At 36.8% G+C, this 26,756-nt stretch carries 21 protein-coding genes; 12 read left to right on the forward strand and 9 right to left on the reverse strand.

The window, feature by feature from the left end; all coding sequences use genetic code 11:
• The first annotated feature begins 21 nt into the window (after positions 1–21).
• Positions 22–3,216: a VCBS repeat-containing protein gene (locus tag AADJ06_RS16400; protein WP_341227567.1), complete on the forward strand. Its 3,195-nt coding sequence runs from the start codon at positions 22–24 to the stop codon at positions 3,214–3,216.
• Here AADJ06_RS16400 and AADJ06_RS16405 read toward each other — a convergent pair.
• Positions 3,201–3,593: a hypothetical protein gene (locus AADJ06_RS16405; RefSeq protein WP_341227568.1), complete on the reverse strand. Its 393-nt coding sequence runs from the start codon at positions 3,591–3,593 to the stop codon at positions 3,201–3,203. The two genes, AADJ06_RS16400 and AADJ06_RS16405, sit on opposite strands and share 16 nt — an antisense overlap.
• A gap of 4 nt (positions 3,594–3,597) precedes the next feature.
• Positions 3,598–5,202, reverse strand: a complete 1,605-nt coding sequence (locus AADJ06_RS16410) for a tail fiber domain-containing protein (protein ID WP_341227569.1) — start codon at positions 5,200–5,202, stop codon at positions 3,598–3,600.
• Positions 5,203–5,258: 56 nt separating this feature from the next.
• On the opposite strand from AADJ06_RS16410, the gene AADJ06_RS16415 reads away from it, so the two are divergent.
• A complete protein-coding gene (locus AADJ06_RS16415; protein ID WP_341227570.1) occupies positions 5,259–5,735 on the forward strand; it encodes a hypothetical protein in 477 nt (158 codons plus the stop codon).
• Here the strand turns inward: AADJ06_RS16415 and AADJ06_RS16420 are convergent.
• From AADJ06_RS16420 to AADJ06_RS16435, 4 genes are all read right to left on the reverse strand, one after another.
• Positions 5,732–13,360: a 3-coathanger stack domain-containing protein gene (locus tag AADJ06_RS16420; RefSeq protein WP_341227571.1), complete on the reverse strand. Its 7,629-nt coding sequence runs from the start codon at positions 13,358–13,360 to the stop codon at positions 5,732–5,734. The genes AADJ06_RS16415 and AADJ06_RS16420 overlap by 4 nt on opposite strands.
• A 263-nt stretch (positions 13,361–13,623) precedes the next feature.
• Positions 13,624–16,455, reverse strand: coding sequence for an excinuclease ABC subunit UvrA (uvrA, locus tag AADJ06_RS16425; protein WP_341227572.1), 2,832 nt, complete (start codon positions 16,453–16,455; stop codon positions 13,624–13,626).
• Between the two features lie 93 nt (positions 16,456–16,548).
• Positions 16,549–16,785 carry a VF530 family protein gene (locus AADJ06_RS16430; RefSeq protein WP_341227573.1) on the reverse strand — a complete coding sequence of 79 codons (237 nt, stop codon included), beginning with the start codon at positions 16,783–16,785 and terminating at the stop codon, positions 16,549–16,551.
• A gap of 5 nt (positions 16,786–16,790) precedes the next feature.
• The gene (locus AADJ06_RS16435) at positions 16,791–17,846 is read right to left on the reverse strand and encodes a hypothetical protein (RefSeq protein ID WP_341227574.1); all 1,056 of its coding nucleotides are present in this window, start codon (positions 17,844–17,846) and stop codon (positions 16,791–16,793) included.
• Between the two features lie 79 nt (positions 17,847–17,925).
• Here AADJ06_RS16435 and AADJ06_RS16440 point away from each other — a divergent pair, with 79 nt between their 5' ends.
• The 10 genes from AADJ06_RS16440 to AADJ06_RS16485 all read left to right on the forward strand — a co-directional run bounded on the left by AADJ06_RS16440 (position 17,926) and on the right by AADJ06_RS16485 (position 24,923).
• On the forward strand, positions 17,926–18,273 hold the full coding sequence (locus tag AADJ06_RS16440) for a DUF3127 domain-containing protein (protein ID WP_341227575.1): 348 nt from the start codon (positions 17,926–17,928) through the stop codon (positions 18,271–18,273).
• Positions 18,274–18,431: 158 nt separating this feature from the next.
• On the forward strand, positions 18,432–18,614 hold the full coding sequence (gene rpmG, locus AADJ06_RS16445; RefSeq protein ID WP_341227576.1) for a 50S ribosomal protein L33: 183 nt from the start codon (positions 18,432–18,434) through the stop codon (positions 18,612–18,614).
• Between the two features lie 22 nt (positions 18,615–18,636).
• The gene (locus AADJ06_RS16450) at positions 18,637–18,792 is read left to right on the forward strand and encodes a DUF4295 domain-containing protein (RefSeq protein ID WP_341227577.1); all 156 of its coding nucleotides are present in this window, start codon (positions 18,637–18,639) and stop codon (positions 18,790–18,792) included.
• Between the two features lie 65 nt (positions 18,793–18,857).
• Positions 18,858–19,256, forward strand: coding sequence for a thioesterase family protein (locus AADJ06_RS16455; RefSeq protein WP_341227578.1), 399 nt, complete (start codon positions 18,858–18,860; stop codon positions 19,254–19,256).
• A 76-nt stretch (positions 19,257–19,332) separates the two neighbouring features.
• A complete protein-coding gene (ftsY, locus tag AADJ06_RS16460; RefSeq protein WP_341227579.1) occupies positions 19,333–20,301 on the forward strand; it encodes a signal recognition particle-docking protein FtsY in 969 nt (322 codons plus the stop codon).
• Between the two features lie 208 nt (positions 20,302–20,509).
• Positions 20,510–21,184: a polyphosphate polymerase domain-containing protein gene (locus AADJ06_RS16465; RefSeq protein ID WP_341227822.1), complete on the forward strand. Its 675-nt coding sequence runs from the start codon at positions 20,510–20,512 to the stop codon at positions 21,182–21,184.
• Positions 21,185–21,186: 2 nt separating this feature from the next.
• Positions 21,187–21,789 carry a DUF4956 domain-containing protein gene (locus tag AADJ06_RS16470; protein ID WP_341227580.1) on the forward strand — a complete coding sequence of 201 codons (603 nt, stop codon included), beginning with the start codon at positions 21,187–21,189 and terminating at the stop codon, positions 21,787–21,789.
• Positions 21,789–22,475 carry a DUF2490 domain-containing protein gene (locus AADJ06_RS16475; RefSeq protein WP_341227581.1) on the forward strand — a complete coding sequence of 229 codons (687 nt, stop codon included), beginning with the start codon at positions 21,789–21,791 and terminating at the stop codon, positions 22,473–22,475. Before AADJ06_RS16470 ends, AADJ06_RS16475 begins: the two co-directional genes overlap by 1 nt.
• Positions 22,476–23,146: 671 nt before the next feature.
• On the forward strand, positions 23,147–24,169 hold the full coding sequence (locus AADJ06_RS16480; protein WP_341227582.1) for a histidine kinase: 1,023 nt from the start codon (positions 23,147–23,149) through the stop codon (positions 24,167–24,169).
• A 10-nt stretch (positions 24,170–24,179) separates the two neighbouring features.
• Entirely contained in the window at positions 24,180–24,923 is a 744-nt protein-coding gene (locus tag AADJ06_RS16485; RefSeq protein ID WP_341227583.1) for a LytTR family DNA-binding domain-containing protein, read from the forward strand.
• Positions 24,924–24,928: 5 nt separating this feature from the next.
• Here AADJ06_RS16485 and AADJ06_RS16490 read toward each other — a convergent pair whose 3' ends face one another.
• From AADJ06_RS16490 to AADJ06_RS16500, 3 genes are all read right to left on the reverse strand, one after another.
• Positions 24,929–25,309 carry a DCC1-like thiol-disulfide oxidoreductase family protein gene (locus tag AADJ06_RS16490; RefSeq protein ID WP_341227584.1) on the reverse strand — a complete coding sequence of 127 codons (381 nt, stop codon included), beginning with the start codon at positions 25,307–25,309 and terminating at the stop codon, positions 24,929–24,931.
• Positions 25,310–25,732: a hypothetical protein gene (locus AADJ06_RS16495; RefSeq protein ID WP_341227585.1), complete on the reverse strand. Its 423-nt coding sequence runs from the start codon at positions 25,730–25,732 to the stop codon at positions 25,310–25,312.
• Between the two features lie 73 nt (positions 25,733–25,805).
• Complete coding sequence (locus AADJ06_RS16500) at positions 25,806–26,735, reverse strand: TIM barrel protein (RefSeq protein WP_341227586.1); 930 nt, start codon at positions 26,733–26,735, stop codon at positions 25,806–25,808.
• Positions 26,736–26,756: the final 21 nt, after the last annotated feature.

Consider the following 26,756-nt stretch of genomic DNA (forward strand, 5'->3'; position numbering starts at 1 on the left):
TGGGAATACCAATACCTAGCCTTGAAAAAACTCCTTATCCTTTTTGCTTCATTTATTCTTTGCTCCTGTTCAGAGGAGCAGAGCGAACTCTTTGTGCAAGTTCCTGCCGAACAGAGTAACATTCACTTTTCAAATAATATTATTGAGAATGAAAAGTATAACGTTTACGACTATCATAACCTCTATAATGGTGGCGGAATAGCGGCTTTTGATGTAAACAATGATGGATTAATTGACCTTTACTTTACGGGTAACCAAGTCAACGATAAACTCTATTTAAACAAAGGAAATTTCGAGTTTGAAGATATCACAGAAAAAGCTGGCATTATTCAAAAAGGCTGGTCAACAGGCGTAACCGTTAGCGATATAAATAATGACGGCTTCTTAGATATATACGTATGCAAGGCAGGGAATGAATCAAGCGATAAATTAGAAAATTTACTCTTTGTCAATCAAGGAAATTTAACCTTCAAAGAAGAGGCTCAAGAAAGAGGAATAGCAGACAGTTCGCTATCAACGCAATCTGCTTTTTTTGATTTTGACAAAGACGGGGATTTAGACCTTTATATCTTAACCACTTCCAATAAAATCCGAAACCCAAATCTTCTTCATAAAAAAGATTCGTATGGCCAATATGCACTTGACAAACTTTATGAAAACGATGGAACAGGTCACTTTAAGGAAGTTGGGCAGCAAAACGGAATAACGGGAAACACGCATGGTCTTGGTTTAGCTATTGCCGACATTAATGGAGATGGCTGGGAAGACATACTAGCGTCCAGTGATTTCTTGCCAAACGACGCTCTTTATATCAATAACCAAGACGGCACTTTTTCAAATAGAGCGTCTGACTATATGCCTTATCAGAGTCGCTTTTCTATGGGAAATGACATTGCCGACATTAACAATGATGGCTTGCCTGAGATGGTAACCGTAGATATGCTACCTCCCGACAACGAGCAGCAAAAGAAAATGTTGATGACTTCCTATCATGTTTTTGAAACAGAGCAGACCTTAGGTTTTCAAAATGAATTTACCAGAAACATGCTTTTTCAGAATGCGGGAAATGATACCGAAGGAGAAACATATTTTAATGAAATAGGTCAATATAGTGGCATTCACGCTACGGACTGGTCATGGGCTCCGCTAATTCTTGACTTTGATAATGATGGAGAAAAAGACCTTTTCATTTCCAATGGCTATTTACGTGATGTAACCAATTCTGATAATATAGCCTATAACATGAGCTTCGCTCAAAAAACTGAATCTACTGAAGAGATGAGGGATTTTATGAATTCCAATGCCCTTAACTCGCCTAAGCTTCAAAGAAAAAATCAATTCTTTAAAAATGAGGGAGGTTTTAAGTATTCCAATCAAACCGAAGGATGGCTATCAGAAAATGAAACCTTTTCAAACGGTGCAATTTTTGCGGATTTGGATAATGATGGAGATTTAGATTATGTGGTTAATAATATAAATGAGGCGGCTCATTTATTTAGAAATGATACCGAAAACAAGTATCTAAAAGTAGAATTAAACCCATACCATAATGCCCAAGGTGTCAAAATAGAGGTTTATCAAAATGGAATATGTCAAACTTATGCAAACTCCATAAGCAGAGGATACCTCTCGGCAATGCATGCCCCTACGGTAATTGGTTTAGGTCAATCTGAAAAGGTTGACTCCTTAAAAGTGGTATGGCCAAATGGTTTGTCGCAAACCTTTAAGGATATTGATGCCAATCAAACTATAAAAGTAGAGCAAAGCAATGCTATCAAAGGAGCTAAAACAGCAGCCAGTTCAAGACCATTATTTACTGAAATAGACTTTGACTATAAACATACGGAGAGTAGATATATTGATTTTTATAGAGAAAATCTCCTCTTAAAAAAATACTCGCAGCCAGGTCCTGTAATGATTACAGGCGACTTAAATAATGATGGTTTGGAAGATGTTTTCTTTGGTGGAAACACCGAGCAGCCTTCACTTATTTACTTTCAAAAAGCCAACAATAGATTTGATAAAAAAGAACTAGTGAAAAATCAAAATTGGGAAGATGCCGACGCTCTTTTCTTAGATTTTAACCAAGACGGATTTACAGACATTTATACGCTAAGCGGAAGCAATGAATTTCCGATTTATTCAGGTCAATATCAAGACCACCTTTATCAAAATAATGGCTTAGGAGAGTTTACAGAGGTTAGCCATCTATTACCTAAAAATAATCAACCAGGTAGCGTAGCATGCCTAATTGACATAGACAAAGATGGCATAAAAGACATCTTTAGGGCTGGTTCAGTACAGCCAGGTGACTTTCCTAATGTAAGTGATAGTTATGTCCATAAAATTGACAAAAACGGCATAAAACAAATTTCACTAGGTAACTTAGGTTTAGTTTCCGATGCAAGAGTGACTGACTTTAATAAAGATGGCTGGGAAGATATAGTCTTGATTGGCGAATATATGAGGCCAACTGTACTAGTGAATGAGAAAGGTGCTTTCACTCCAATGGAAATAAGCAATAAAAAAGGGTTTTGGAAAAGTGTCTCAATTGCCGACTTAGATAATGATGGCTTTGACGATTTAATTTTAGGAAATTGTGGTGAAAACTACCGCTATAAATTTGACGAGAAGCGTCCAATTGAGTTATATAATTTATCGCTAAGTAAAAATGAAAAAGTGCACACCTATTTTGAGGGAGAAAAACGCCATTTAATTCCTGCCCGGGATGAAATTATCAGACAGTACCCGTACCTCCGTTCGCTATTCCCAGACTATAATTCATACGCTGTTTTTGACCTAGAACCTGCTTTAAGTAAATCCTCTTCCCTTTTGACAGCAAATTACATGAAAAGCGTAATACTTTGGAATAAAGCCGGAAAGTCATTTGAGTTAGAAGAGCTCCCAAAAGAAGCTCAATTATTTTCTATCAATTCTACTTTGATAGAAGATGTTAACAATGACGGCAAAAAGGATATTTTGTTAGCCGGAAATGACCAAGATTCAGAACCAATAAATGCTGGTTATACGGAAGGCTCTAAAAGCTGCTTATTAATAAATGATAAATCTGGCTTTACATATCTCCCGAATTCAGAATCTGGCATTTGGCTAAATGGTGCAGTAAAGCAACTAAGCTCTATAAAATTAAAAAAGGGCAACCTAATATTGGCTGCCCTTCAAAATCAAAAAGTAAAAGTTTATCAGTCTGCCGAGTAGAAAGACTGGCTTTTTATAAAAGTATTATCAGTTAAATATAAGCCAGCATTAAAGCCTGAAAAACCTATTTCTTTTATATCCACTGTTACGCTTCCGTGATTACCGCTAATTGCTATAGTCTTTAATTCTTCATCCTTTTTAGGGTGAAACAGAACCAGTTTACCACCTGACTTACCAAAAGGCAAAGAGTACTCTATTAAGACAGTAGCCGAAGAGCTCTTCTCTTTACTCTGTCTTAGATAAATGTCTGAGTCTTCAGAGGATACCACCACTGCTGGCTTTGCTCCAATTGGGCGTCCGTTTTCGTCTTCTGTAGCTTGCTGAGCAAAAGAAACCATGCCCACCAAACAAAATACTAGTGTAAATATATATTTCATGATATTATCTTTTTGCGTTTTTGTTTTTTGCGTTCAACTGAGCTTCCATTGCTCTCAATCTATTGTCCAAAGAGGCGTAATTAGATACTTCATTTTCTAATTCATCTATTCTTACTTTTTGCTCTTTTAAGGCTTGAACCAATACTGGTATTAAGGCATTGTAATTAACACTCTTAAAACTTTTACCTGATTTAGTTTCAAATTCCTTAACAAGTTCTGGAAGAGATTTTTCTACTTCCTGAGCTATAAGTCCAAACTGCTTAGTCTCTGGCAAACCCAGCTCCTCCGTAAACTCTTTCTTGTAAAAGAAAGTCTTTGGATAAAGATTCATTACAACTGAAGTGGCATCAGAAAGTGGGCTAATATCATTCTTAATTCTAGCATCAGACGGCCCATAAATAGAACCTGGCATTACTGAACCCTTTACGTAGATATCTTTACTGAAGTAACTAACATCATCAAAATTGCTATTTCCATTAACATAAAGCTGTGGGAATGGAGTTTCTTCAGAACCTAGAACTTTTCCTGAGCCGTCCCCAACAGAGTTTACCCCACCTACTGTAGCTGTAACTGTTCCTGTTACCACAAGATTACCTTCTATCCTGGTATTGCCAATTACTTGTAACTTGTTTGAAGCATTTGGAATACCTATTCCTACATTACCTGAAGAGTTAATGCTTAAGAAAGGTGTGCCTGAAAAACTTCTAAAATTATGAAAAGCTGCATCATAGTAATTATATCCTAACTCGTTATAATCTACTATTAGTTGAGCTTTGTTCCCACTTGCTCTTAAGTTTGTTCCACCCGCCGTATTTCCTTTTATTTCTAACCTGGCCGTAGGTGTGGATGTTGCTATACCTACGCTTGTATCTGATTTGACTACTAACCTTTTGTTAACATCTAACAGGCCACCTGGACTTTGAATCCCCAAACCAATATCTCCATCAGAGGCAATTACTAAACTATTAGTAGGAGCACCACCAGACATAATCCTAAAAGGCAATTTACTTCCATTAGTCGCATCACGAATAAAAAAGTTAGTTTCGTTACTAGCAATATCCCATGTTTGGGGCGTAAAGCCAGATGAACCATCTTGCTCCAATCTCAAAGTAGGTGTATCACCATCTTTTGAATGAATCTCAGCGACCGGAGTACTAGTACCCAAACCTATTCTACCCCCATCATCAACATATAAAGAATGTGAAGGTGCACTAGCCTCTATAGTAAATGGAGTTCTTCCACCATCTATATCATCAATGGAGAATTTATTCTGACCACCATTACTAGTATCGTTAAAAGTAATCTGCCAATCATTGGAAGGGAAACTTGCAGAACTACTTGTATCCTGTGCCTTAATTCTCAAATTATTTTCTTTCAATCTTATGGTATCAAAACCAAAGCTTTCACCGTTTACACAGTCAAAACCTACGCAGGCACTACTAGTAACAATTAAGTCATCATTTATGACCTGATCTGTAACCGACTTTGCTTCGGTTACCATACTATTTATCTGTTTGAGTTCAACATCATCTCTTTTTTCGCTAATTTGAGCCTGCATAAAGAAGCTCGCAAAGAGCAATGAGAAGAGAATTCTTATTCTTGTTTTCATGTCTTTATTGATTTATGTTAAAAGTGTTTAAATTATTAATTATTGAACGTCTAAATATGTTTTCAAAACTATTGAGCCTAAGCTCCATTGCCCTAATTTTAATTTCTTGTAATTCGGATATTACAAATGAACAAATTGGTCTTTTTGTAAAAACCTCAGGCTTAAAACCAACAACTATCAATGCGTATGAGAACCAAACCATGAAGTTAAACAAAAACATTAACTTCGGTAGCGAGCTCACCATTGAAATATTAGGCATTGATGACTTCAAAAAAGGAGATACTGGCCAAGTTTTCATCGGCGGTGAAAATACATTAATTGATAAAGATGAAAAGGTCATTTATTATATTGAAGATTATTTTAAAAAATATGATCTTACAGGTGTTCGCCCAGCTGATGCAGAAAAACTAAAGTTTAACATTCGAGTTGGCAAGCCAATGGTCAAAGGTGAAACATATCGTTTTCTGTTTAAACTTTGGGATAAAAAAAGTGATAAAGAACTTAAAGGAAACATAGAATTAATCGTTATTTAATTTGGACATAATGATTTAAGTTCTGCCTTAAATACGGAACCAGCGTCGGCTTTAAAACCTGGTTCCAATTCTATTTTTCTACTTGAGTTTAGTGTTGCATTTCCGCCTGCTTCTATTTTATTTCCAGCCTTAATATTATTTATGGCCTTATAAGTTTTTACTCCAGCGGCCACGTCATCCATTGGCGAAGACAAGACTAAATCCGCACCAATAATGCTCAAGGTTCCTGCTGAAATCGCAGAAGAAACTATTGGAGCTGTGGTTACCACCATTATCTTATATTTAGTCCCTCCTTTAATAAAGTTAGGTATAGTACAGGTTATCTGACTTGGGTTTGTAGAACTACCTATTAAGGTTCGAGACGAGAAAAGTCCATCAGCATTAGAGAGATATACTTGATATAAGTTCCCAACTATAAACGAACCCGTAGAGGAAGTGCTTACATTAAAACTATTCCCTATACAAATATCGGTGTTAGAAGAAGTTGGCTCCGCAACTGCCCTTGGAGTACCTGTGCTCGGTATTGGAGGAACAATGTCAAATTGAAGGACGTCGTCGCCAACTAAAAGTTGTCCTTCAGCATTGTCTTCAGAGTACCCTCTACCAATGAAAGTGTATCCATTATTCGGCAAAATATCTCCATTAGAAACATTCCCTAACTCATGCAGATTAAACGGCATCTCATTGTCAATATAATACTGTAAATTACTTGTCCCTGATAATTGTAATTTGACTGATTCAATTTTGGGTACAGTACAAGTAGAGTAGGCTATAACGGTCATTCGCCTTGTTGACTGCTGAACTTCCATGCCATCGATAAGAGGAGAAATTAATTCTGGGTTAGAACCAGCATAAGCTAAATAATAAGACATACTTGGGGTAGAACAAGCAACATCCACCTGAGTCGTAACTTCTACAGAGCAATTGTTTTCTCCTAAAACAGTTACAGAATATATTCCAGCATCAGAAATAGTTACATTCGAAATACTTGGACTTTGCAAAGAACTTGTAAATCCGTTGGGACCAGACCAATCAAAGGAAACGCCATTTGAGGCAAATAATTCAACAACACCTCCTTCTTCATAAGGTCCTAAATTAGAAGCCGATACCGAATATGTTGGGTCACTTAATGTTTTTGAACTTGCATCACTTCCTGTACAGGCTAAATGCGTTACTGAAAAACCACTATAACTTCCTGCCGTTAATCCTCTTAAAGAAAAGGTATCATTCGCAACTGATACATTCTTTGGACTCCCTGCTCCTGTGAAGCTTAAAGAATAAGTGCCTGCAGGTAAATTAGTGCTTGTAAATGGTATACTGCCATCTACACCTAAACAAGTACTTGGGTTTACTGCTGTGCCGGCTGTAATAGTTGGAGTTGGCGGGTCGCTTAATGTTTTTGAACTTGCATCACTTCCCGTACAGGCTAAATGCGTTACTGAAAAACCACTATAAGTTCCTGCCGCTAATTCTCTTAAAGAAAAGGTATCATTCGCAACTGATACATTCTTTGGACTCCCCACTCCTGTGAAGCTTAAAGAATAAGTGCCTGCAGGTAAATTAGTGCTTGTAAATGGTATACTGCCATCTACACCTAAACAAGTACTTGGGTTTACTGCTGTGCCGGCTGTAATAGTTGGAGTTGGCGGGTCGCTTAATGTTTTTGAACTTGCATCACTTCCTGTACAGGCTAAATGCGTTACTGAAAAACCACTATAACTTCCTGCCGTTAATCCTCTTAAAGAAAAGGTATCATTCGCAACTTCCACATTCTTTGGACTGCCTGCTCCTGTGAAGCTTAAAGAATAAGTGCCTGCAGGTAAATTAGTGCTGGTAAATGGTATACTGCCATCTACACCTAAACAAGTACTTGGGTTTACTGCTGTGCCGGCTGTAATAGTTGGAGTTGGCGGGTCGCTTAATGTTTTTGAACTTGCATCACTTCCCGTACAGGCTAAATGCGTTACTGAAAAACTACTATAAGTTCCTGCCGCTAATCCTCTTAAAGAAAAGGTATCATTCGCAACTGATACATTCTTTGGACTCCCCGCTCCTGTGAAGCTTAAAGAATAAGTGCCTGCAGGTAAATTAGTGCTGGTAAATGGTATACTGCCATCTACACCTAAACAAGTACTTGGGTTTACTGCTGTGCCGGCTGTAATAGTTGGAGTAAGCGGGTCACTTAATGTTTTTGAACTTGCATCACTTCCTGTACAGGCTAAATGCGTTACTGAAAAACCACTATAGTTCCCTGCCGTTAATCCTCTTAAAGAAAAGGTATCATTCGCAACTGCTACATTCTTTGGACTCCCCGCTCCTGTGAAGCTTAAAGAATAAGTGCCTGCAGGTAAATTAGTGCTGGTAAATGGTATACTGCCATCTACACCTAAACAAGTACTTGGGTTTACTGCTGTGCCGGCTGTAATAGTTGGAGTAGGCGGGTCACTTAATGTTTTTGAACTTGCATCACTTCCCGTACAGGCTAAATGCGTTACTGAAAAACCACTATAAGTCCCTGCCGTTAATCCTCTTAAAGAAAAAGTATCATTCGCAACTTCCACATTCTTTGGACTGCCTGCCCCCGTGAAGCTTAATGAATACGTACCAGCTGGTAAATTAGTGCACGTAAATGGTATACTGCCATCTGTTCCTAAACAAGTACTTGGGTTTACTGCTGTTCCTGCTAAAATAGTTGGAGTTGGCGGGTCACTTAATGTTTTTGAACTTGCATCACTTCCCGTACAGGCTAAATGCGTTACTGAAAAACCACTATAAGTCCCTGCCGTTAATCCTCTTAAAGAAAAAGTATCATTCGCAACTTCCACATTCTTTGGACTGCCTGCCCCCGTGAAGCTTAATGAATACGTACCAGCTGGTAAATTAGTGCACGTAAATGGTATACTGCCATCTGTTCCTAAACAAGTACTTGGGTTTACTGCTGTTCCTGCTAAAATAGTTGGAGTTGGCGGGTCACTTAATGTTTTTGAACTTGCATCACTTCCCGTACAGGCTAAATGCGTTACTGAAAAACCACTATAAGTTCCTGCGGCTAAACCTCGAAGAGAAAATGTATCATTCGCAACTTCCACATTCTTTGGACTGCCCGCTCCTGTGAAGCTTAAAGAATAAATGCCAGCTGGTAAATTAGTGCTTGTAAATGGTATACTGCCATCTACCCCTAAACAAGTACTTGGGTTTACTGCTGTTCCTGCTAAAATAGTTGGAGTTGGCGGGTCACTTAATGTTTTTGAACTTGCATCACTTCCTGTACAGGCTAAATGCGTTACTGAAAAACCACTATAGTTCCCTGCCGTTAATCCTCTTAAAGAAAAGGTATCATTCGCAACTGCTACATTCTTTGGACTGCCTGCTCCTGTGAAGCTTAAAGAATAAGTTCCTGCTGGTAAATTGGTGCTCGTAAAAGGTATACTGCCGTCTACACCTAAACAAGTACTTGGGTTTACTGCTGTGCCCGCAGTAATAGTAGGAATTAGTGGGGCTCTTAAAAGAGCCGAATCAGAAATAGATACACCACAAGTCCCCGTAATAACACACCTATAGAATGTACTATCTTCAGAAAAAGGAACTGCATTTAATGTCAATGTATCGTCATCTGCAGAAGCTACATCCACAAATGCTGAAGTTCCAACTCTCTTTTGCCATTGATATGTCAAATTAGGACCTGTTGCAGCCACATAAAACTTAAAATCGCTTCCTGCACAATTACTTGAGTCCTTTGGGTTTAAGGTAATCACGGGATTACCAAAAACCGCTAAATTATATTCACTCGTTGTATCTGTATCACATTTACTTGAAATAATACAGCGGTAAGTGTTACTATTTTCCGCAAGCGAAACTGAACTAATTAACAAAGTTGAAGAGTCTTCTTTAGAATATAAGGAAGATGGGCTAATGTTAGAAAATGTTCCATTCTGTGGTTTTACCTGCCAAGTATAAGATACATTCTCTAGAACTGGTGCCGCGGTTAATTTAAGATTACTTCCTACACATACTGTTGATTCAGATGGCACAATAGTAAAGAGCTGAGCGGTGTCAATACAAGTAGTATCATGGCCGGTCAAACCAATATCAGAATATAAGTCATAACCCAAAGACCATACTTTGTAAAAGAAAACTGTTGCTTGATCTAAACCTGTATGGTTTGGTAAATTAGCCGCCAAACCCTTAAAAAGCACTTCACCACCTCCACTAATAGAAGCACCTGAACTCAAAAAACCAGTTGGAACTCCAAAAACACCATCACCGGAAAACGCAACCAAAATGGAGTCCCCATTATTTACATTAGGGCTGGCACTAAGACTTATAGCATTATGAGAAAGTGTACTTACCGTAAATAAGCTTGGTTCAGGCATTTTTACATAAATACTGTCCTTTGCCTTACCACTTGTTCCGGCGTTAGATATTAAATCTTCTGATGTATTGAAATTAATACTAGACTTTGAAGCTTTAACATCTACAGAAAATGTACAGCTAGATAGTGCAGCTACAGAACCACCACTAACAGAAAAAGAAGAGGCACCAGCTGTGCCCGTTACAGTGCCAACATTACAAGAGTTTACAATATTCGGTGTGCTTGCAATAAGCATACCTTCCGGAAAATTATCAGAAAAACTAAAAGTATTTATAGGATCACCATTAAGTGAATTATCAATTGTAAACGTTAGTCTCGTTGTTTGACCAGTTAAAATAGTGTCTTGAGCAAAGGCTTTAGAAAAAGTAGGTCTTCTATTATTATTAATAGTCAAACTGGCCACAGCTCCTTTATAAGTTAAGTTATTAGAGTTTAAATCAAAAGATATAAGGCTTGTGGTATTATCAAAGTCGCCTGAATAAATATCCTCCGGCACTTTTACCTTAACGTTAAAAGTTATTTCCTGATTTGGTAAAAGAGAACCCCCGCTTAAAACTATAATGGAATCCCCACCAGATGCAGTACTTAAAGATGAGCCCGTTCCTAAAATATCAGCTTGAGGCAAGTCAACACTAGTAAACCCAGCATACATAGCACTCAAATTATCTGTAAAGGAAATACCTGTCAAAGTTTCTGATGGATGCAAGTTCTTTATTGTAAAAGCCAAGGACACCGTATCTCCAGGCTCTGCATTGCTTAAAAAGGCTTTACTAAACGCTATAGCATTTGAAATTTTAAAAGTTGAATTTTCAACCTTGAAGCTATTTCCATTTGCAAAGTTTGAATTAGAATTTTGAAAAAGGGACGTAGGTTTAGTAATGGTAGTTTGATACTCGTTGATAGCAGCATTGGCAGGAATATTAACCTCTAGAGTTAACTTGCAAGTGTCGGCTGGAGAAACTTCGATGCCGCTAAAACTTAAAAGATTAGTACCTGTCAAAGATGATGACGAACCACAAAAATTAGAAAGATTACCACCTGAATATGATAAACCTGTCAATTCATTGTCCAAGCCATCCTTCATTGGGGTAAACAGATTAACATCATAAGTTGGATGCGGATTAATAAAAGAGTACGTCATTTGCATCACATCCCCAGGAAAGGAAGGTTGACTATACTCCTTTTTAACTATCAGGCCAATTACATCAAAGTCTGCCGTAGCCGCTGTTCCAGTAAAACTTCCATCTGTGGGAGGGCTAGTCACACTTGTAAAACTCCCCATATCTGAATCCTCCGGAATTTTAACTTTAACCGAAATCCGGCAAGTATCTCCGGGGGATAATGATGCTCCATTTAAAGAAAATATATTTGTATTCATACCAGTAGCTGATGCACCACCACATACACTTTGAATTTCAGTAATTAATAAGCTAGTACTGCCTGTACCAGATGTCATACTTGAAAAATCGTCTGTAAATGAAAGACCACTAAAAGTCTGAGTAGCTAAAGCATCAAGTGTAAATAAATACTCAATGGTTAAGGTATCTCCTGGTAAACCAGAACTCGAAAACGCTTTTGATAAATGTGGAACTGGGCTTACTTTTAGGGTATCATTTGTAGTTTCAGCATTAACCTGATAAGAGTTAAACTCTCCTTTGGCGTTAGAGATTATACCTAAATATTCACCCCCCAAAATAGCTGGCTGCAAATCAACTCCTAAGTCAAAAGTACATGAGGCTCCCGGAGCTAGCTCTCCACCGGTCAATTGAACTCCTTCTATTTCAGAAACTGGTGAATAAAAACTCATTCCAGAACCCGCCCCACAAAAGCCTGCAGGTGGAAAAGTAAAACTCATATTACCTACCTGTCCGTTAGCGTCATCAACAAAGGTAATATTTGATAAAGTATTAGTCAGGTCTGTATTTTCTATGGTATATCTAAAAGTGGTAGTTCCATTTATATCAACTGGTTTATTCAGAATCACCTTGGTAAGTATTGGCTTGCCATAAACATAGAAACTTTTTTTCGCCGTGGGACCAGTAACCGGATTACCGCCACGAGTTCCAGTAATTACAGATGATTCGCTTGTATGATTACCAGAAGGAGCATTTGAAGGAAAAGAAACTGGAACAGAAAAACTACAAGTCCCTTCTGGCGGAATATTTCCTCCAGTTAAAGTTATCACATTGGTACCACTAATAGTCGAGCCTGAACCGCAAGAATTTGAAATAGGTAGACCAGTAGCAACTAGCCCAGGAATCACACTACCTAAATCATCCGTAAAAGTCAAGGCTGTTAAATCATTTGCCCTGTCTAGGTTTTTTATAGTATATGTTAACTGTGCGTTTTCTCCTGGACTTATGACCTCTGAAGAAAATGCTTTATCAAAAAGGATTCCACCGGAAGCGTTTGGAATAACCTGAAGCTTAGAAATGGCGATACCATTCATATTGTTGCCCGATAAAGTACTTACCAGCAACTCGCTTCCGATAGACAGAGCTTCTACATCCAAAGAAATAGCACAGGTCGATCCCGCAGGAACGTAGGCGACTGCAGAGTTAAAACTAAATGACAGCCCTCGCTCTCCAGGGTTCGCCGTCACCGGTACCAGTGGGTGTTTTGGACAAGTGTTTGTTAAATTTACTGGGTTTGCCCAAACGAGATAATCAGGTAAATTAGTAGAGAAAAAACCTGACCCTGCATTACTGCCATTTAGAGTATTATCAAAAGTAAACGTTAAAGTCGACTTTTGTCCAACATTAATTGATGCATCACTAAAGGCACTAGAAAGGCCCGTATTGCTACCATTTATGACCAAATTATTGCTAGCTGTGCCACTATTTCCTGCACTAGATGTAAGATCTCCTGTAGTATTTATATGAGTCCCAGCAGTACTAGAAGTTACATACAACTGAATGGTCAAGGAGCTTCCTGCACCCAACTTACCACCAGTAAAGCTAATAGTATTACCACCATCAGGAGCTGTAACTGTTCCGTCAACTTCATTAAAAATCAAACCAGAAGGGCTGGCTATAGTTACTCCCGCTGGAAGGTTATTCGTAAAAGCGATATCGGTAATGGCTGCACCTTCACTGTTATCTATGGTATAAGTCAATAACGAACTTGAACTCGGCCCTACAGAGCTAGGAGAAAAACTCATACTGAAATATGGGGGAGCACTTTCAGGACTTTGGGCAAAAGAGAAAATTTGACAGAAAAATATTACTGCTAATAGAGTAGTGGTTCTTTTCATATAGTTTTAGGGCTAAAATATCTTTTCAATAACTTAGGCTACCGATAAAGCTACAAATTTTTAAGCTAAAAAGGCAAAACTCTAAGGCTCGTCTCTACCATAAACCCGCTACCTATATACTTTACAGATATTTCATTGCACTACCAAAACAAGCAAATAACAAAACAATACACTTACTATTAAATACTTACAAACATGTGCTACATAAAAATTTTGTCTATTAACAACCTTATAACCACTCAATAAAAATCTAAAAAAATAATTCAAAGCTCCTTCGCCAAATAAAACCCAGTATGACTTCCTTTAACTTTGGCTACTTTTTCTGGGGTTCCTTCAGCAACAACAAAACCACCTCTAACACCACCTTCAGGCCCCATATCAATAATATGGTCCGCTACTTTGATAACATCCATATTGTGTTCAATAATTAAGACAGTGTTACCTTTGTTTGCTAGTTTTTGCAGTACATCTAAGAGCTTCTGAATATCTTGAAAATGTAAACCAGTAGTAGGTTCATCAAGAATATAAATAGTCTTTCCTGTATCCCTTTTAGAAAGCTCTTCCGATAGCTTCACTCGCTGGGCTTCCCCTCCAGACAGGGTAGTAGCATGTTGACCTAGCGTTATATAACCTAAACCTACGTCATAAAGTGTTTGAACCCTTCTACTTATACGGGGTTGTTTCTCAAAAAAAATCAAAGCCTCTTCCACTGTCATGTCTAAAACATCAGAAATTGATTTCCCTTTAAATCTTACTTCCAAAGTTTCTCTATTGAACCTTTTCCCTTTGCAGGTTTCACATTCTACATGAACATCTGGCAAGAAATCCATTTCTATTTTCTTCATGCCGCCACCTTGGCAGGTTTCGCATCTTCCACCCTTTACGTTAAATGAAAAACGACCAGGTTTATAACCACGAATCTTTGATTCTGGTAAATCTGCAAAAAGCGAACGGATATCTGTAAACATTCCTGTATAGGTAGCCGGATTACTTCTTGGCGTTCTTCCTATAGGTGATTGGTCTACCTCTATTACTTTATCTAGATGCTCTAAACCCGTTACTTTTTTATGCTCTAAAGGCTCTCTTTTAGCTCTATAAAAATGTCTATTCAATATCGGAAACAATGTATCATGTATAAGTGAAGACTTTCCACTACCACTCACACCAGTTACGCATACCATCTTCCCTAAAGGAATTTTGAGATCTACATTTTGTAAATTATTACCTTCAGCTCCTTTGAGTACTAAACTTTCACCACTCCCTTCCCTTCTTTCTTTAGGAACTTCAATATTTATTCTACCACTCAAGAACTCAGCCGTTTTGCTACCGTTTTTGAGGAATTCTTCTGGTGTTCCTTGCCCTACTATTCTACCTCCATGCCTTCCTGCACCAGGACCTACATCTATAATGTAATCCGACTCCAGCATCATATCTTTATCATGCTCCACTATTAGTACTGTATTACCCAAGTCTCTTAAATCTTTAAGAGCCTTAATTAATTTCACATTATCACGCTGATGTAAACCAATACTTGGCTCATCCATAATATAAAGTACCCCTACTAATTGTGTCCCTATTTGCGTAGCTAATCTAATTCTTTGAGCTTCACCACCTGACAGCGAACGAATCGGCCTGTTCAAAGTCAAATAATCAAGTCCAATTCCATTCAAAAAGCCAATTCTCTTCCTAATCTCTTTTAAGATTTCAACGGCTATTTGATTTTGCTTATCTGTAAGATTAACTTCTATATTTTCAAACCAAGCAGCCAAATCAGAGACATCCATTTCAGCCAATTCTGAAATATTTTTATCACTAACTTTAAAATGCCTTGACTCTATTTTCAACCGTGCACCTTCACAGTCAGGACAAGTTTTAATTAGCATGAAATCTTTTAGCCAGTCTCCTATTTTGTCATTATCTGACTCTTGTTGCCGCTTCAGAAAATTGATTATTCCTTCAAAATTTGTGTTCCAATCTTCTCCTGGGTATTTTTTTGATGGCACAGCCACTGGCTCATCACTGCCGTATAAGATAACCTTCATGGCATCTTCAGGAATCTTTTCTATTGGCGTACTTATATTGGCCTTATACTTTTTTAGAATAACCGAAATTTGCTTAAAAATCCACAACTCCCTGTACTCTCCTAGTGCCACTATGCCACCTCTGCTAATGCTCAGTTTTCTATCTGGAATTATAGACTCTTCTGTAATTTCATTAACCTCTCCCATACCATTACATGTAGGGCAAGAGCCATAAGGAGAATTAAAAGAAAATGAATTTGGAGACGGCTTCTCGTAACTAATCCCAGACTCAGGATCCATTAAATTTTGAGAAAGGTACTGAACCTCATCCTTTTCATTGAGCAAAAGCATAGCCCCTTTACCTACTTTTAAAGCGGTACCTACAGATTGACTAATTCTATATCTGTCTTCGTTTTTGGGTAAAATCCTATCCACGACTATCTCCACGTCGTGAATCTTGTACCTATCCAGCTGCATTTTTGGGGTCAAATCCATCACCTCGCCATCTACCCTTACTTTAGAGTAGCCCATTTTTCTAATTTGAACAAAAAGCTCTCTGTAATGGCCTTTTCTTCCTTTTACTACTGGAGCTAAAAGACTTAGTTTTTGACCGGCATATTCCTCTAATATTTTTTCTACAATTTGGTCTTGCGACTGCTTAATCATTGGTTTACCAGTCACATAACTGTAGGCTATGCCAGCTCTTGCAAAAAGTAGTCTCAGAAAATCATAAATCTCTGTAGTAGTACCCACCGTAGAGCGTGGGTTTTTAGATGTAGTTTTTTGTTCAATGCTAATAACGGGAGAAAGTCCGTTGATTTTATCAACATCAGGACGCTCCATATCGCCAATAAAGCTTCTAGCATAAGCCGAAAAACTCTCCATGTAACGCCTTTGACCTTCGGCATAAATAGTATCAAATGCCAACGAAGACTTCCCAGAACCACTAATACCAGTTACGGTAACAAGCTTATTTCTTGGAATAGTTACATCAATATTTTTAAGATTATGCTCCCGAGCTCCATAGACTTCTATTTGCTCATGTCCTGTTAGTTCAATATCTGATAATGCCACGAATTCTGGTTTGATTTCTGATAATTCGCAAAGTTAACCAAATTGAAAACAAAGAGCTCAGCTAAAGCTAATAATGCTAAGTATTTTAATTTATTATTCCCTTGACGCCACTTCTAAATATAGGTCTTCCACCTTTTTTCTTGCCCAATCAGTCTTTCTAAGAAACGTCAAAGAAGACTTCATTGTAGGATTATTATTGAAACAGTTAATCTTAATAATTTTCCCCAGTCCACCCCACCCAAAATGGTCTACCAAGGTATCAAGCATAAAGTCTAGTCTTACACCATGAAGTGGATTATTCGGTTGAGATTCAGGGTTTCCTTTTTTCATATTAATCAAATTTTCCCGTTCAGGTAATTTTCACGTAAAACTAAGTTTTCTAAAACTAAAGCCAACTCATGTGCCTCACATTTCCACCCTATTTGAAGAAACTTCATAGAACCCAGGTTCTTTAAATACTTGCTCTTTAAGGGTGCAAATGGTGCCCCTATAAAAGAATAGAACCCTTTTTGAGTGCTTTTAGATTTACTTAAACAGTTCCAGTTCAGTAAATAATCTTTACCACTTTTATTCAATTTCAAATATGCCGTTTGCAGCAAAACCTTGTTCATCCACACAGTTTCTTTATCAAAACTATTTTCAATCTCCCCTATTAATATCTTTTTAGCTTCCATCATTTCTTCTATGTCAAAAGCTCCAAGTAACCTTGCATAATGATAAATAATAAGTGAAACAGTGGCGTAATGCCGAGAAATCCAAAATGTGTTTTTTAAAAACTCCTTTGACAAAACTGCCTTGTTTAAAAAATCAATTGTTGCCGTATCGTTTGTATTCAAACCTATTTTAGATTCTAAAAGAAGACACATTAAATTACATAAAGCACAAACATCTTTTTCTAAAGGCATTTTCAACCCAAACCAAGTACTATAAACATTATCAGGAAAAGCATGTTGCTTTAGCTTTTCTTTTAACCAATTGATATCCTCTTTTTTATTGTATCCGTTAGTCATGTAAACCAAAGCGGTATCATCAATATCATCTGGTAGTTTAAAATGCTTGTAGCGTTTCATTAAATACCCATTCGGGAAATGCTGCGAAGGTTTCGTTTGCCAAAAATTATAGGTTTTAAGACCATCCTTATTTTGATAAAGGTCAAAAGACTTTTTGGCTTTATCAATGACCTTATCAATCTCATTACCATCTAATTCTGAAACCAGAGGCTTCAAACTTTTCAAAATGTAAGCAACAGAAACTGTTCCGAAAATATTAGAATCTGACCTATTATACAGCCAAAACTTATTCTCACGAAAAGACTCAAACATTCCTTCCGGAAATTTATCATTCCTATGAGCCTGTAAAAGGGCAATACGTTCAATAAATTCAGAAACCACTTAAATTCATTCGGTTTTGGAAGTCATATTTTCTAACTTTGTGCTCAATTTAATTAAAAATCTATACTAAAAGTTCGAAATGGAAATTAGCGGAAATATAGTTCAAGTTCTACCATTACAATCAGGCGAAGGAAAAAACGGTACTTGGAGAAAGCAAGACTTTGTTATTGAAACAGAAGGAACATACCCTAAAAAAGTTTGTGTTTCTATGTGGGGAGACAAAATAAACGAAAACTTAATCAAAGCTGGAACCACTGTAACTGCCTCTATAGAAGTAGAAAGCAGAGAATATAACGGAAGATGGTATACAGACGTGAGAGCCTGGAAACTAGAAGGACAAGCTGCCTCAGCACCTCCAGAAGGTCCAGCAAGTGCTCCAGTTGAAATACCTGCAGCCTTAGAAGGTGAGGATGATCTTCCTTTCTAAAAACAGTCTTTTAAAGCAAATATATTCAGGCCATAAGGTTCAGAATAGCAAGCTTTTAAAAACTCGAGAATATTTCAAGAGTTAATTTGTCTAAAAGTAAAATATAATTATCTTTGCAGCCCCGTTTGAGGACAAAGATATTTTAATAAGATAAAGCGATGGCTAAAAAAGGTAACAGAGTTCAGGTAATTTTAGAGTGCACAGAACACAAAGAATCTGGCATGGCAGGAATGTCAAGGTATATTACCACAAAGAACCGTAAGAACACTACTACAAGATTGGAATTAAAAAAATACAATCCTGTAATGAGAAAATATACTGTTCATAAAGAAATTAAGTAAAACCAGTTAAATATAATTAATCATGGCAAAGAAAGTAGTTGCAACCCTGCAAGATAAATCCAAGCTTAGAAGTTTTGCTAAAGTAGTAAAAGCTGTAAGATCTCCTAAGACTGGAGCTTATACCTTCAAAGAAGAAATGGTACCTGCAGACCAGGTAGAAGCATACATGAAGTCGTAAGACTTTTTAAATCGCTTATATATTGAGCCTGTCCGTTTTCGGATAGGCTTTTTGTGTTCTCAATCATGCCAATTCCAAAAATATTTCCCCATCCCATTCTAGTCAAGAAAGAAGACCTTGACGAGCTAAACCATGTTAACAACGTGGTTTACCTAAGCTATTTACAAGAGGCCGCCATACACCATTGGTATAGCACCGCTCCAAAAGAAATAGCAGAAGCTATAAGATGGGTGGTAAGAAAACACGAAATAGAATATTTCAAACCGGCTCACGAAGCAGACCAATTAATAGTTAACACCTGGGTTTCTAACTTTACACAAGTTAGCTCCGAAAGACACTACCAAATCAAAAGAGGAGATGAGCTTTTGGTAAAAGCATCCACACTTTGGATAGCTCTTGACGCAAAAAAAATGAAGCCAATACGAATTCCAGCTTCTACTGCTGAATCTTTTTTTGAATCTTAGGTGTTATAAAAGCAATAGAGAAAGCTAAAAGCTTTTAAATTTGTGAATTAACCTCTTAAACCATAAGAAAACCTACATGGGAATTTTTAATCTTTTCAATAAAGAAAAAAAGCAAACTTTAGATAAAAGTCTTGAAAAATCTAAGACTGGAATCTTTGATAAGTTAAGCCGTGCTGTTATAGGTAAGTCTACTGTAGATGAGGATGTTTTAGATGAACTAGAAGAAATTTTAATTTCATCAGATGTTGGAATTGACACCACGCTCAACATCATAAAGAGAATTGAGAATAGAGTAGCTGATGACAAGTACACTTCTGTAAACGAACTTGATAAAATTTTAAGAGAAGAAACTGCTGCCTTATTAGAAGAAAATAATTCTCAAGACGTTCAAAATAGTTTTGAAACAGATAATCTTCCAAAACCTTATGTATTAATGGTAGTAGGTGTAAATGGTGTAGGAAAAACTACGACCATTGGAAAACTAGCTTACAACTTTCAAAAAAATGGAAAGAAAGTAGTCTTAGGAGCTGCCGACACTTTCAGAGCGGCCGCTGTAGACCAATTAAAACTTTGGGGAGAGCGTGTAGGTGTTTCAGTTATCGACCACGGCATGAATACCGATCCATCTTCTGTAGCGTATGATGCCGTTAAAGCTGGTATTGAGCAACAGGCGGATGTGATCATAATTGATACTGCAGGTAGACTTCACACTAAAGTTAACCTAATGAAAGAATTAGGCAAGATAAAACGTGTGATGCAAAAGGTTCTTCCTGAAGCTCCTCATGAAATCATGCTTGTTTTGGACGGTAGTACCGGTCAAAACGCTATTATTCAAGCAAGAGAATTCACTAAGGTTACTGAAATAAACTCTTTAGCTATCACAAAACTAGATGGAACAGCCAAAGGCGGCGTTGTGATTGGGATTTCAGATGAATTCAAAATACCAGTTAAATACATCGGTGTTGGAGAGAAAATGGAAGACTTGCAGGTTTTTAATAAAACCGAATTTGTAGATTCTCTATTTAGCAAAGCAAATAAAAGCTGAAACTCTTCAAATCATAACTAAAACACCCCTACAGGAAGTAAACAGAACAAACTTCCCTGGCTACACTATTTTTTTCTTGATTCGTATCAGGTGATGTCTACATTTCCTGCAGTTTTGTCGTCTACATAAGTATATGAATCAAGCAATAATAAAAGTCGTCGAAAAGTTTCGACCTATATCACTTATAGAAATGGATGACGTTTCTCTAATGAATAGGTCAGATACAAAATTCATTCTTCCCAAAAACCAGGTTTTAGGAATCTTGAGTTCCCTATCAGATAAATATAGGGTCTTGGAGGTGAATCAAAATCGCCTAATGACCTACAACTCTCTTTACTATGACACTCCTGAACATGCCTTTTATCAATGGCACCACAATGGAAAAGTCAATAGAATAAAAGTCAGGATACGCAATTACGTAGAATCAAACCTTCATTTTCTAGAGGTCAAGAGAAAAAACGGAAAAGGTATGACGAAAAAAAGTCGTATAGGAATAAAAGGTTTTGAAGAAAAACTTACCGAACGGTCTAAGAACTTTATTGAAGAAACCACAAATCAAACCTTTCAACTATCCCCTATTTTAGAAAACAAGTTTAACAGAATCACCTTAGTTAGTAAAACCCATAAAGAACGAGCAACCATAGATTTCAACCTAAACTTTCTCAATGAATACAAAGAGAAAACCTATGACCGCCTTGCTATAATAGAAATTAAACAAGAAGGTGTTAACCGTAATTCCCCAATCTATCAGGCTCTTAAAATACGCCATATACTGCCCAGCCGCATCAGTAAATATTGTCTAGGTATGATTAGCCTATACAATGATATCAAATACAACACTTTCAAAGAAAAATTACTTCAAATACAAAAACTAACAGCCTAAATATGGAATTTCTCGAAATCCCTCTTTTTGATGACGACTTCTTTAAAATGATGTTCCGATTCACAATTAACATCTCCTTTCTTAGTATCATCATTAGAGGTTTATACTTCAAATCCAGTGAGAGGAAAGATTACCTTTTCACTTACTATATGATTGCCATTATAGTCTTCTTCTTATGCTTTACACTAAAAAAATATGAATTAGACATAGGTATGGCCTTAGGTCTCTTTGCCATTTTTGGAATCATACGTTACCGAACAGATGCCATTCCTATTAAAGAAATGACTTACCTTTTTGTGGTAATTGGGGTGTCTGTAATCAATTCACTTGCTAACCAAAAAATGAGCTATGCTGAAATTATGGCTGGCAACATTCTCATAGTAGGTGCCATTTATATCATGGAAAGGTTATGGCGAGTGAATAATGAGGAGAGTAAAACAATTCTTTACGAAAAAATAGAAAATGTTAAACCTGAAAATCACCAATTACTTAAGACAGACCTAGAAAACAGAACAGGCTTACTTATAAACAAAATACAGATAGACGCCATAGATTTCTTAAAAGACACTGCAGAGATAACTATTCTATTCACCAGAAATAAATAATGAACAAGAACCTACAAGTCATAATATTCGTTTTTCTTCCATTTGCAATATTTGCTCAAACCGAAGAAGCAGTTAGAGTCCAAGATTTAGAAACTTGGTCTTCACTAGAATTTGAATATGAAATAACTCCCAAATTTAGCTTGAACCTCGAAGAGCAATTAAGATTAAAGGAAAACAGCTCTACCATAGATTCCTATTTCACCGAACTATCTGGAAAATATGAGCTATGGAAAGACTTCAGCATTGACACTGGATTTAGATTCATAAGATCAAATGATACAAATGGTAAAATACAAGGTTATGAGAACCACATACGATATCAATTTGATGCATCATATAAACATAAAATTGACAAATTTGAGTTAAAGTATAGGCTTCGTTATCAGAATAAAAAAGAACTAAACAGCGACAACCTTAACGAAGCAGTAACGAGATTAAAACTATCTTTAGACTATAATTTTAAAAATTGGAAACTTGACCCCGAGCTGTCTGGAGAAGTATTTTCTCCACTCAATGAAAGCCAAATAGACAAATACAGGCTAACCTTGGGCACTTCTTATAAAATAGGACAGAATGGAAAAATCAAAGCCTTTTATGGCTTCGAAAACACTACAAACTCCGAGAGCCTAAAACATTCAGACATCATAGGTTTGAACTTCAAGTATACACTTAAAGAAAAAAAATAAATCATTTCTGATATTTATCCCTAACTCTCTCACCTAAACGTAAGCTAGATGGGAGCGTTATACCGTATGCGGTTTTGATAAAAAAAACACCTTTATATAAAAAAGGAGGTCACCCTTAGAGTAACCCCCTTAAAAATAAAACCCCTTTTATTTTTGCTCTTCGCTAAATTCACAATTTCTGTAAACCGCTATTTCTTTATTTCTAACATGCAACTCTCCATTTTCATGAATATGTCTTGACCAATATTAGATGTTTATCCTAAATTCAATAATTCTAGTTTGGCAGATTATAGTAAGATCTTATAATAAACTATTTATATATTATACCTAAATTTTCTTCTGCAATTTACAAGTTTAAAAGAACATACCTCAACAATCCCAATCTAAATCAGGTCTAATTAAAACTGCCATCTCCAATGGCCTAATAATCCATAAAAGGAATATTAAAGAAGTATTTTCATGTGCTATAACTTATAAAATCGCACAAATATAAACTCTATACGTAAACCCTCGCATCAAAATCGTTAAAAAGTATAATTTTGGCGACCAAACGGCAGCGTATGATAGTAAAATGACTTTTCTACAAGAAACAGAGGTACATCTTCACAAAGCATTTTAATAGCCCGCATTCTTGGTTTTCAAAAAACTAAAGCTTTGCTTTACGCATTACGATGACAATAAACCTAAGACCTAAAAATAACGAAGGCTTCTATAAAATACTTTTTCAAGTATTCATGTGGGCTATCTGGATAGGATATCCCCTCATTAATACGGATTATGACAATCCTGCATCTGTTATATTTTTGAAAATGTTATTTGTAGTAAGAATGGTAGAAATACCACTCTTTTATTTCATTGTTCATTACCTAATCCCTAAAGTCTTCAGAAAAAACGGGGTAACCACTTACTTAATTATCCTTACCGTAATATGTTTGACTTTCATTTTTGCTGAAAGTTATATTAAAGTTTGGGTAAATCCTGATTATAAAAACAGCTACACTTTCTTCATATTTTTCCCTGTAATTTTTGTGGCCGCTTTAGGTACTGGCTATGGCCTAGTAACCGCCTATATGGAACAGGAGAGCCTTAGAAGAGAAGAAAACCAAGAAAGATTAAGATCCGAACTATCTTTTCTTCGTTCTCAGATTAGCCCGCACTTTATTTTCAATGTCTTAAACAGCATTGTCTATCTAATTAGGTCAAAATCGGACCTTGCAGAAAGTGTTACAATACAGCTATCAGAATTAATTAGGTATATGCTCTATGAAACTGACACGAAGCAAGTTCCCGTTAGTAAAGAGGTAGATTACTTAAAAAACTATATTGACTTACAGAAGGTAAGATATGGCGATGATGTAAACATTACAGTAAAAATTTCTGGTAACGACAGTAGTCTTACTATTGAGCCTATGCTTCTAATTCCGTTTGTTGAAAATGCTTTTAAACACGGCGTTGGAATGGTTATAGACCCTAAAATAGAGATTGACCTTAATTATGACCAAACAGATCTTATATTTGAGGTAAGGAACCTTATAGGGCCGGAAACTACTGACCAAAAAGATTTCAGCTCAGGTATAGGCCTTAAAAATGTCAGGAGAAGACTAGAGCTTTTATATCCAGAAAAACATAGTCTTGAAATTTCTGATAGTGATGGTGAGTTTACCGTTAGATTAAAAATTAGTTTAAAACGATAAAGAAAATAAAATGTCGGTAAGTAAATTAAATTGCATTGCTGTAGATGATGAAAATCTAGCGAGAAAACTGCTGCAAGAAAACATAGAACAAGTGCCTTTCCTTAACCTTGTAAAGGTGTGCAAAAACCCTTACGAAGCCATGGAGGCTCTGCAAGAGAACAAAATCGACTTAATGTTTCTTGACATTCAAATGCCTGGAATGCTAGGAACAAAATTCCTTGCTAGTCTTAAAGACAAACCTTTGGTGATTTTGGTTACGGCATATGATAATTACGCCGTAGAAAGCTACAACCTTGACGTGGTAGACTATTTAATGAAGCCCGTAAGTTTCGATAGGTTTTCAAAAGCCGCTCACAAAGCATTGGATCTTTTCAAGAAGAACAAACCATCTAGTAGCTTACCCGCCACAGACGGAACGCTTGCTATTCAAGAGCCTGAATCATTTTTTGTGAATGTAGAATATTCATTGGTCAAAATCATTTTCAATGATATTACACACATTGAAGGGCTTAAAGATTATATCAAGATATTCATTACTACGCAAACAAGACCAATCCTTACCAAGTCTACATTAAAGGGAATTGAAGAAAGACTTCCAGGTAATTTCATGCGAGTACAGAAGTCTTATATAGTCAATTTGGATAAAATTCAGAGCATCCGAAACCATAGAATCACTATTGACAAATTTGACATTCCTGTAAGTGATAGTAACATGGAAGAACTAATGAATGCCATAAACTACCAGAAATCTTAAGAAATTTATTCTAAAAACTTCTCTTTTAGCTCTGGCGTAGGTACTCGGCATGTTTCCGACTTTCCAAAAATGGAATATCGATTTCTTGAAATAAACATGTAAACACCGTCTCTTACAAACTTAGGTATTATAGAAAAAACAGCTACCCATCGTAAGATAGGTAGCTGTTTTGCTATCTCAAGAACCGCTTCAGACTTCTCATAAAACTTGTTTCCATCATAGTATACCACGGTAGACATATCTGAAAACTTGTCGCCAATCAGATCTTGAGCAAAACGAGATTGGAGCGAAGCGAACTTAAATTTATTATCTTTATCATGGTCAATAATGAAATTGACAAACCCATTACATAGGTTGCAAACACCATCAAAGAGGACCACATTCATTTAAAATAACTTCTCAAATGGCAAACGACTCAATACAAGAATCAATGCTATGCCATAAAAAATCATGCTTGACTTAAAGCGTTTTCCGTTACCTACGCCTTTCTTGCTTTTTGCATTACCAATGGTTACAAAAACAGCCGCTAATATCCCCATCATTGGATGCTCCACATACTGCTTTCTAGCCACAGCGTTTTTCATAATTTCACCCATATCTGCATTAGCCATAGCCATTCCTAATAACACCACGCCCAGAAGAAGCATAGTATGCGTGGCTATCAAAGCAAAAAGATTAACTTTTTGATGTTTAGGCTCCCATACCTTTTCAGACATGTTGCCTATTATTCCGTTTATAGTAGCCCACGCAATTAAGGTTAAAGCGATAAAAGCTAAATAATGATGACAGTTAAGTAGTATATTTTGCATATGTTTCGATGATTTTTCCCAAATTTAAGATGGAAATATTTAGTACCCCTTTATTTTATTAAAAAATAGGTTATCAAAAATCGTCTGACCACCTGTAAGCGGCTATTAACTTCTCTTCGCCCTCTTTTCCTCCATAAAAATTACCATGTTCCATTCCTAAAACTAGCTTTTGACCATCCTTTGCGGCTTTCTCATGAATATGCTTAAAAAGGTGTTTGTAGTTTATTTCACCAGTAGTAGGCTCTTTTCTTCCCGGCTCATCGCCAATTTGAAAATACCCTATTTCATCCCAAGTAAGATCCATGTTTCTTTGAAGACGACCTTCATTTCTCTGCATGTGCCACATGTCAAAAAGAATTTTACATGACGGACTATTAACCGCCTTACAAAGCAAAAATGTCTGATCTGAAGTACGCATGAACAAATCAGGTGTATCGGAAAGTGGTTCTAAAACCATAGTCAAACCATGCGGTTCAAAAATATCAGCAGCTCTTCTTAGGGCATCAATCACATTGGCCATTTGAATACCCATAGGCAGGCTTCTGTCATAATTACCTGGCACCACAGTCATCCACTTTGCATTAACTCGCTTAGCCACTGGTACAGCCTCTCTACATTTTTTTAAAAAAGTTTCTTTCCACTCCATATCTCCAGAAGCTAGACTTGTGGAAAGTGGCCAATTATCAAAAGCAACTACAAAAACGCCCATTTGCATTCCTAAGCGAGACATTTCTTTCGCTATTCGCTCTTGATCTTTGATACTTTTGCCCATCATGCCATTATCTTCAAGAGCCCTAAAGCCTCTCTCATGCATGAACTTTATCTGGTCTACATAATCTTCACCAGCCGAATTTTTAAACATTCCAAAGTGCGGTGCAAAATTAGATTTAAAAGGCTTATCTGATGTACTCAAAGGAGTCTCTGCAAAAACCTTATTTGCACCTAAAAGAAGTCCGCCTCCCACAAGAGCCGAATTTGATATAAATTTTCTACGATTTGTCATTTCAATGGGTATTAATATAAA

The sequence above is a fragment of the uncultured Arcticibacterium sp. genome (assembly GCF_964021845.1).
GTDB lineage: Bacteria > Bacteroidota > Bacteroidia > Cytophagales > Spirosomataceae > Arcticibacterium.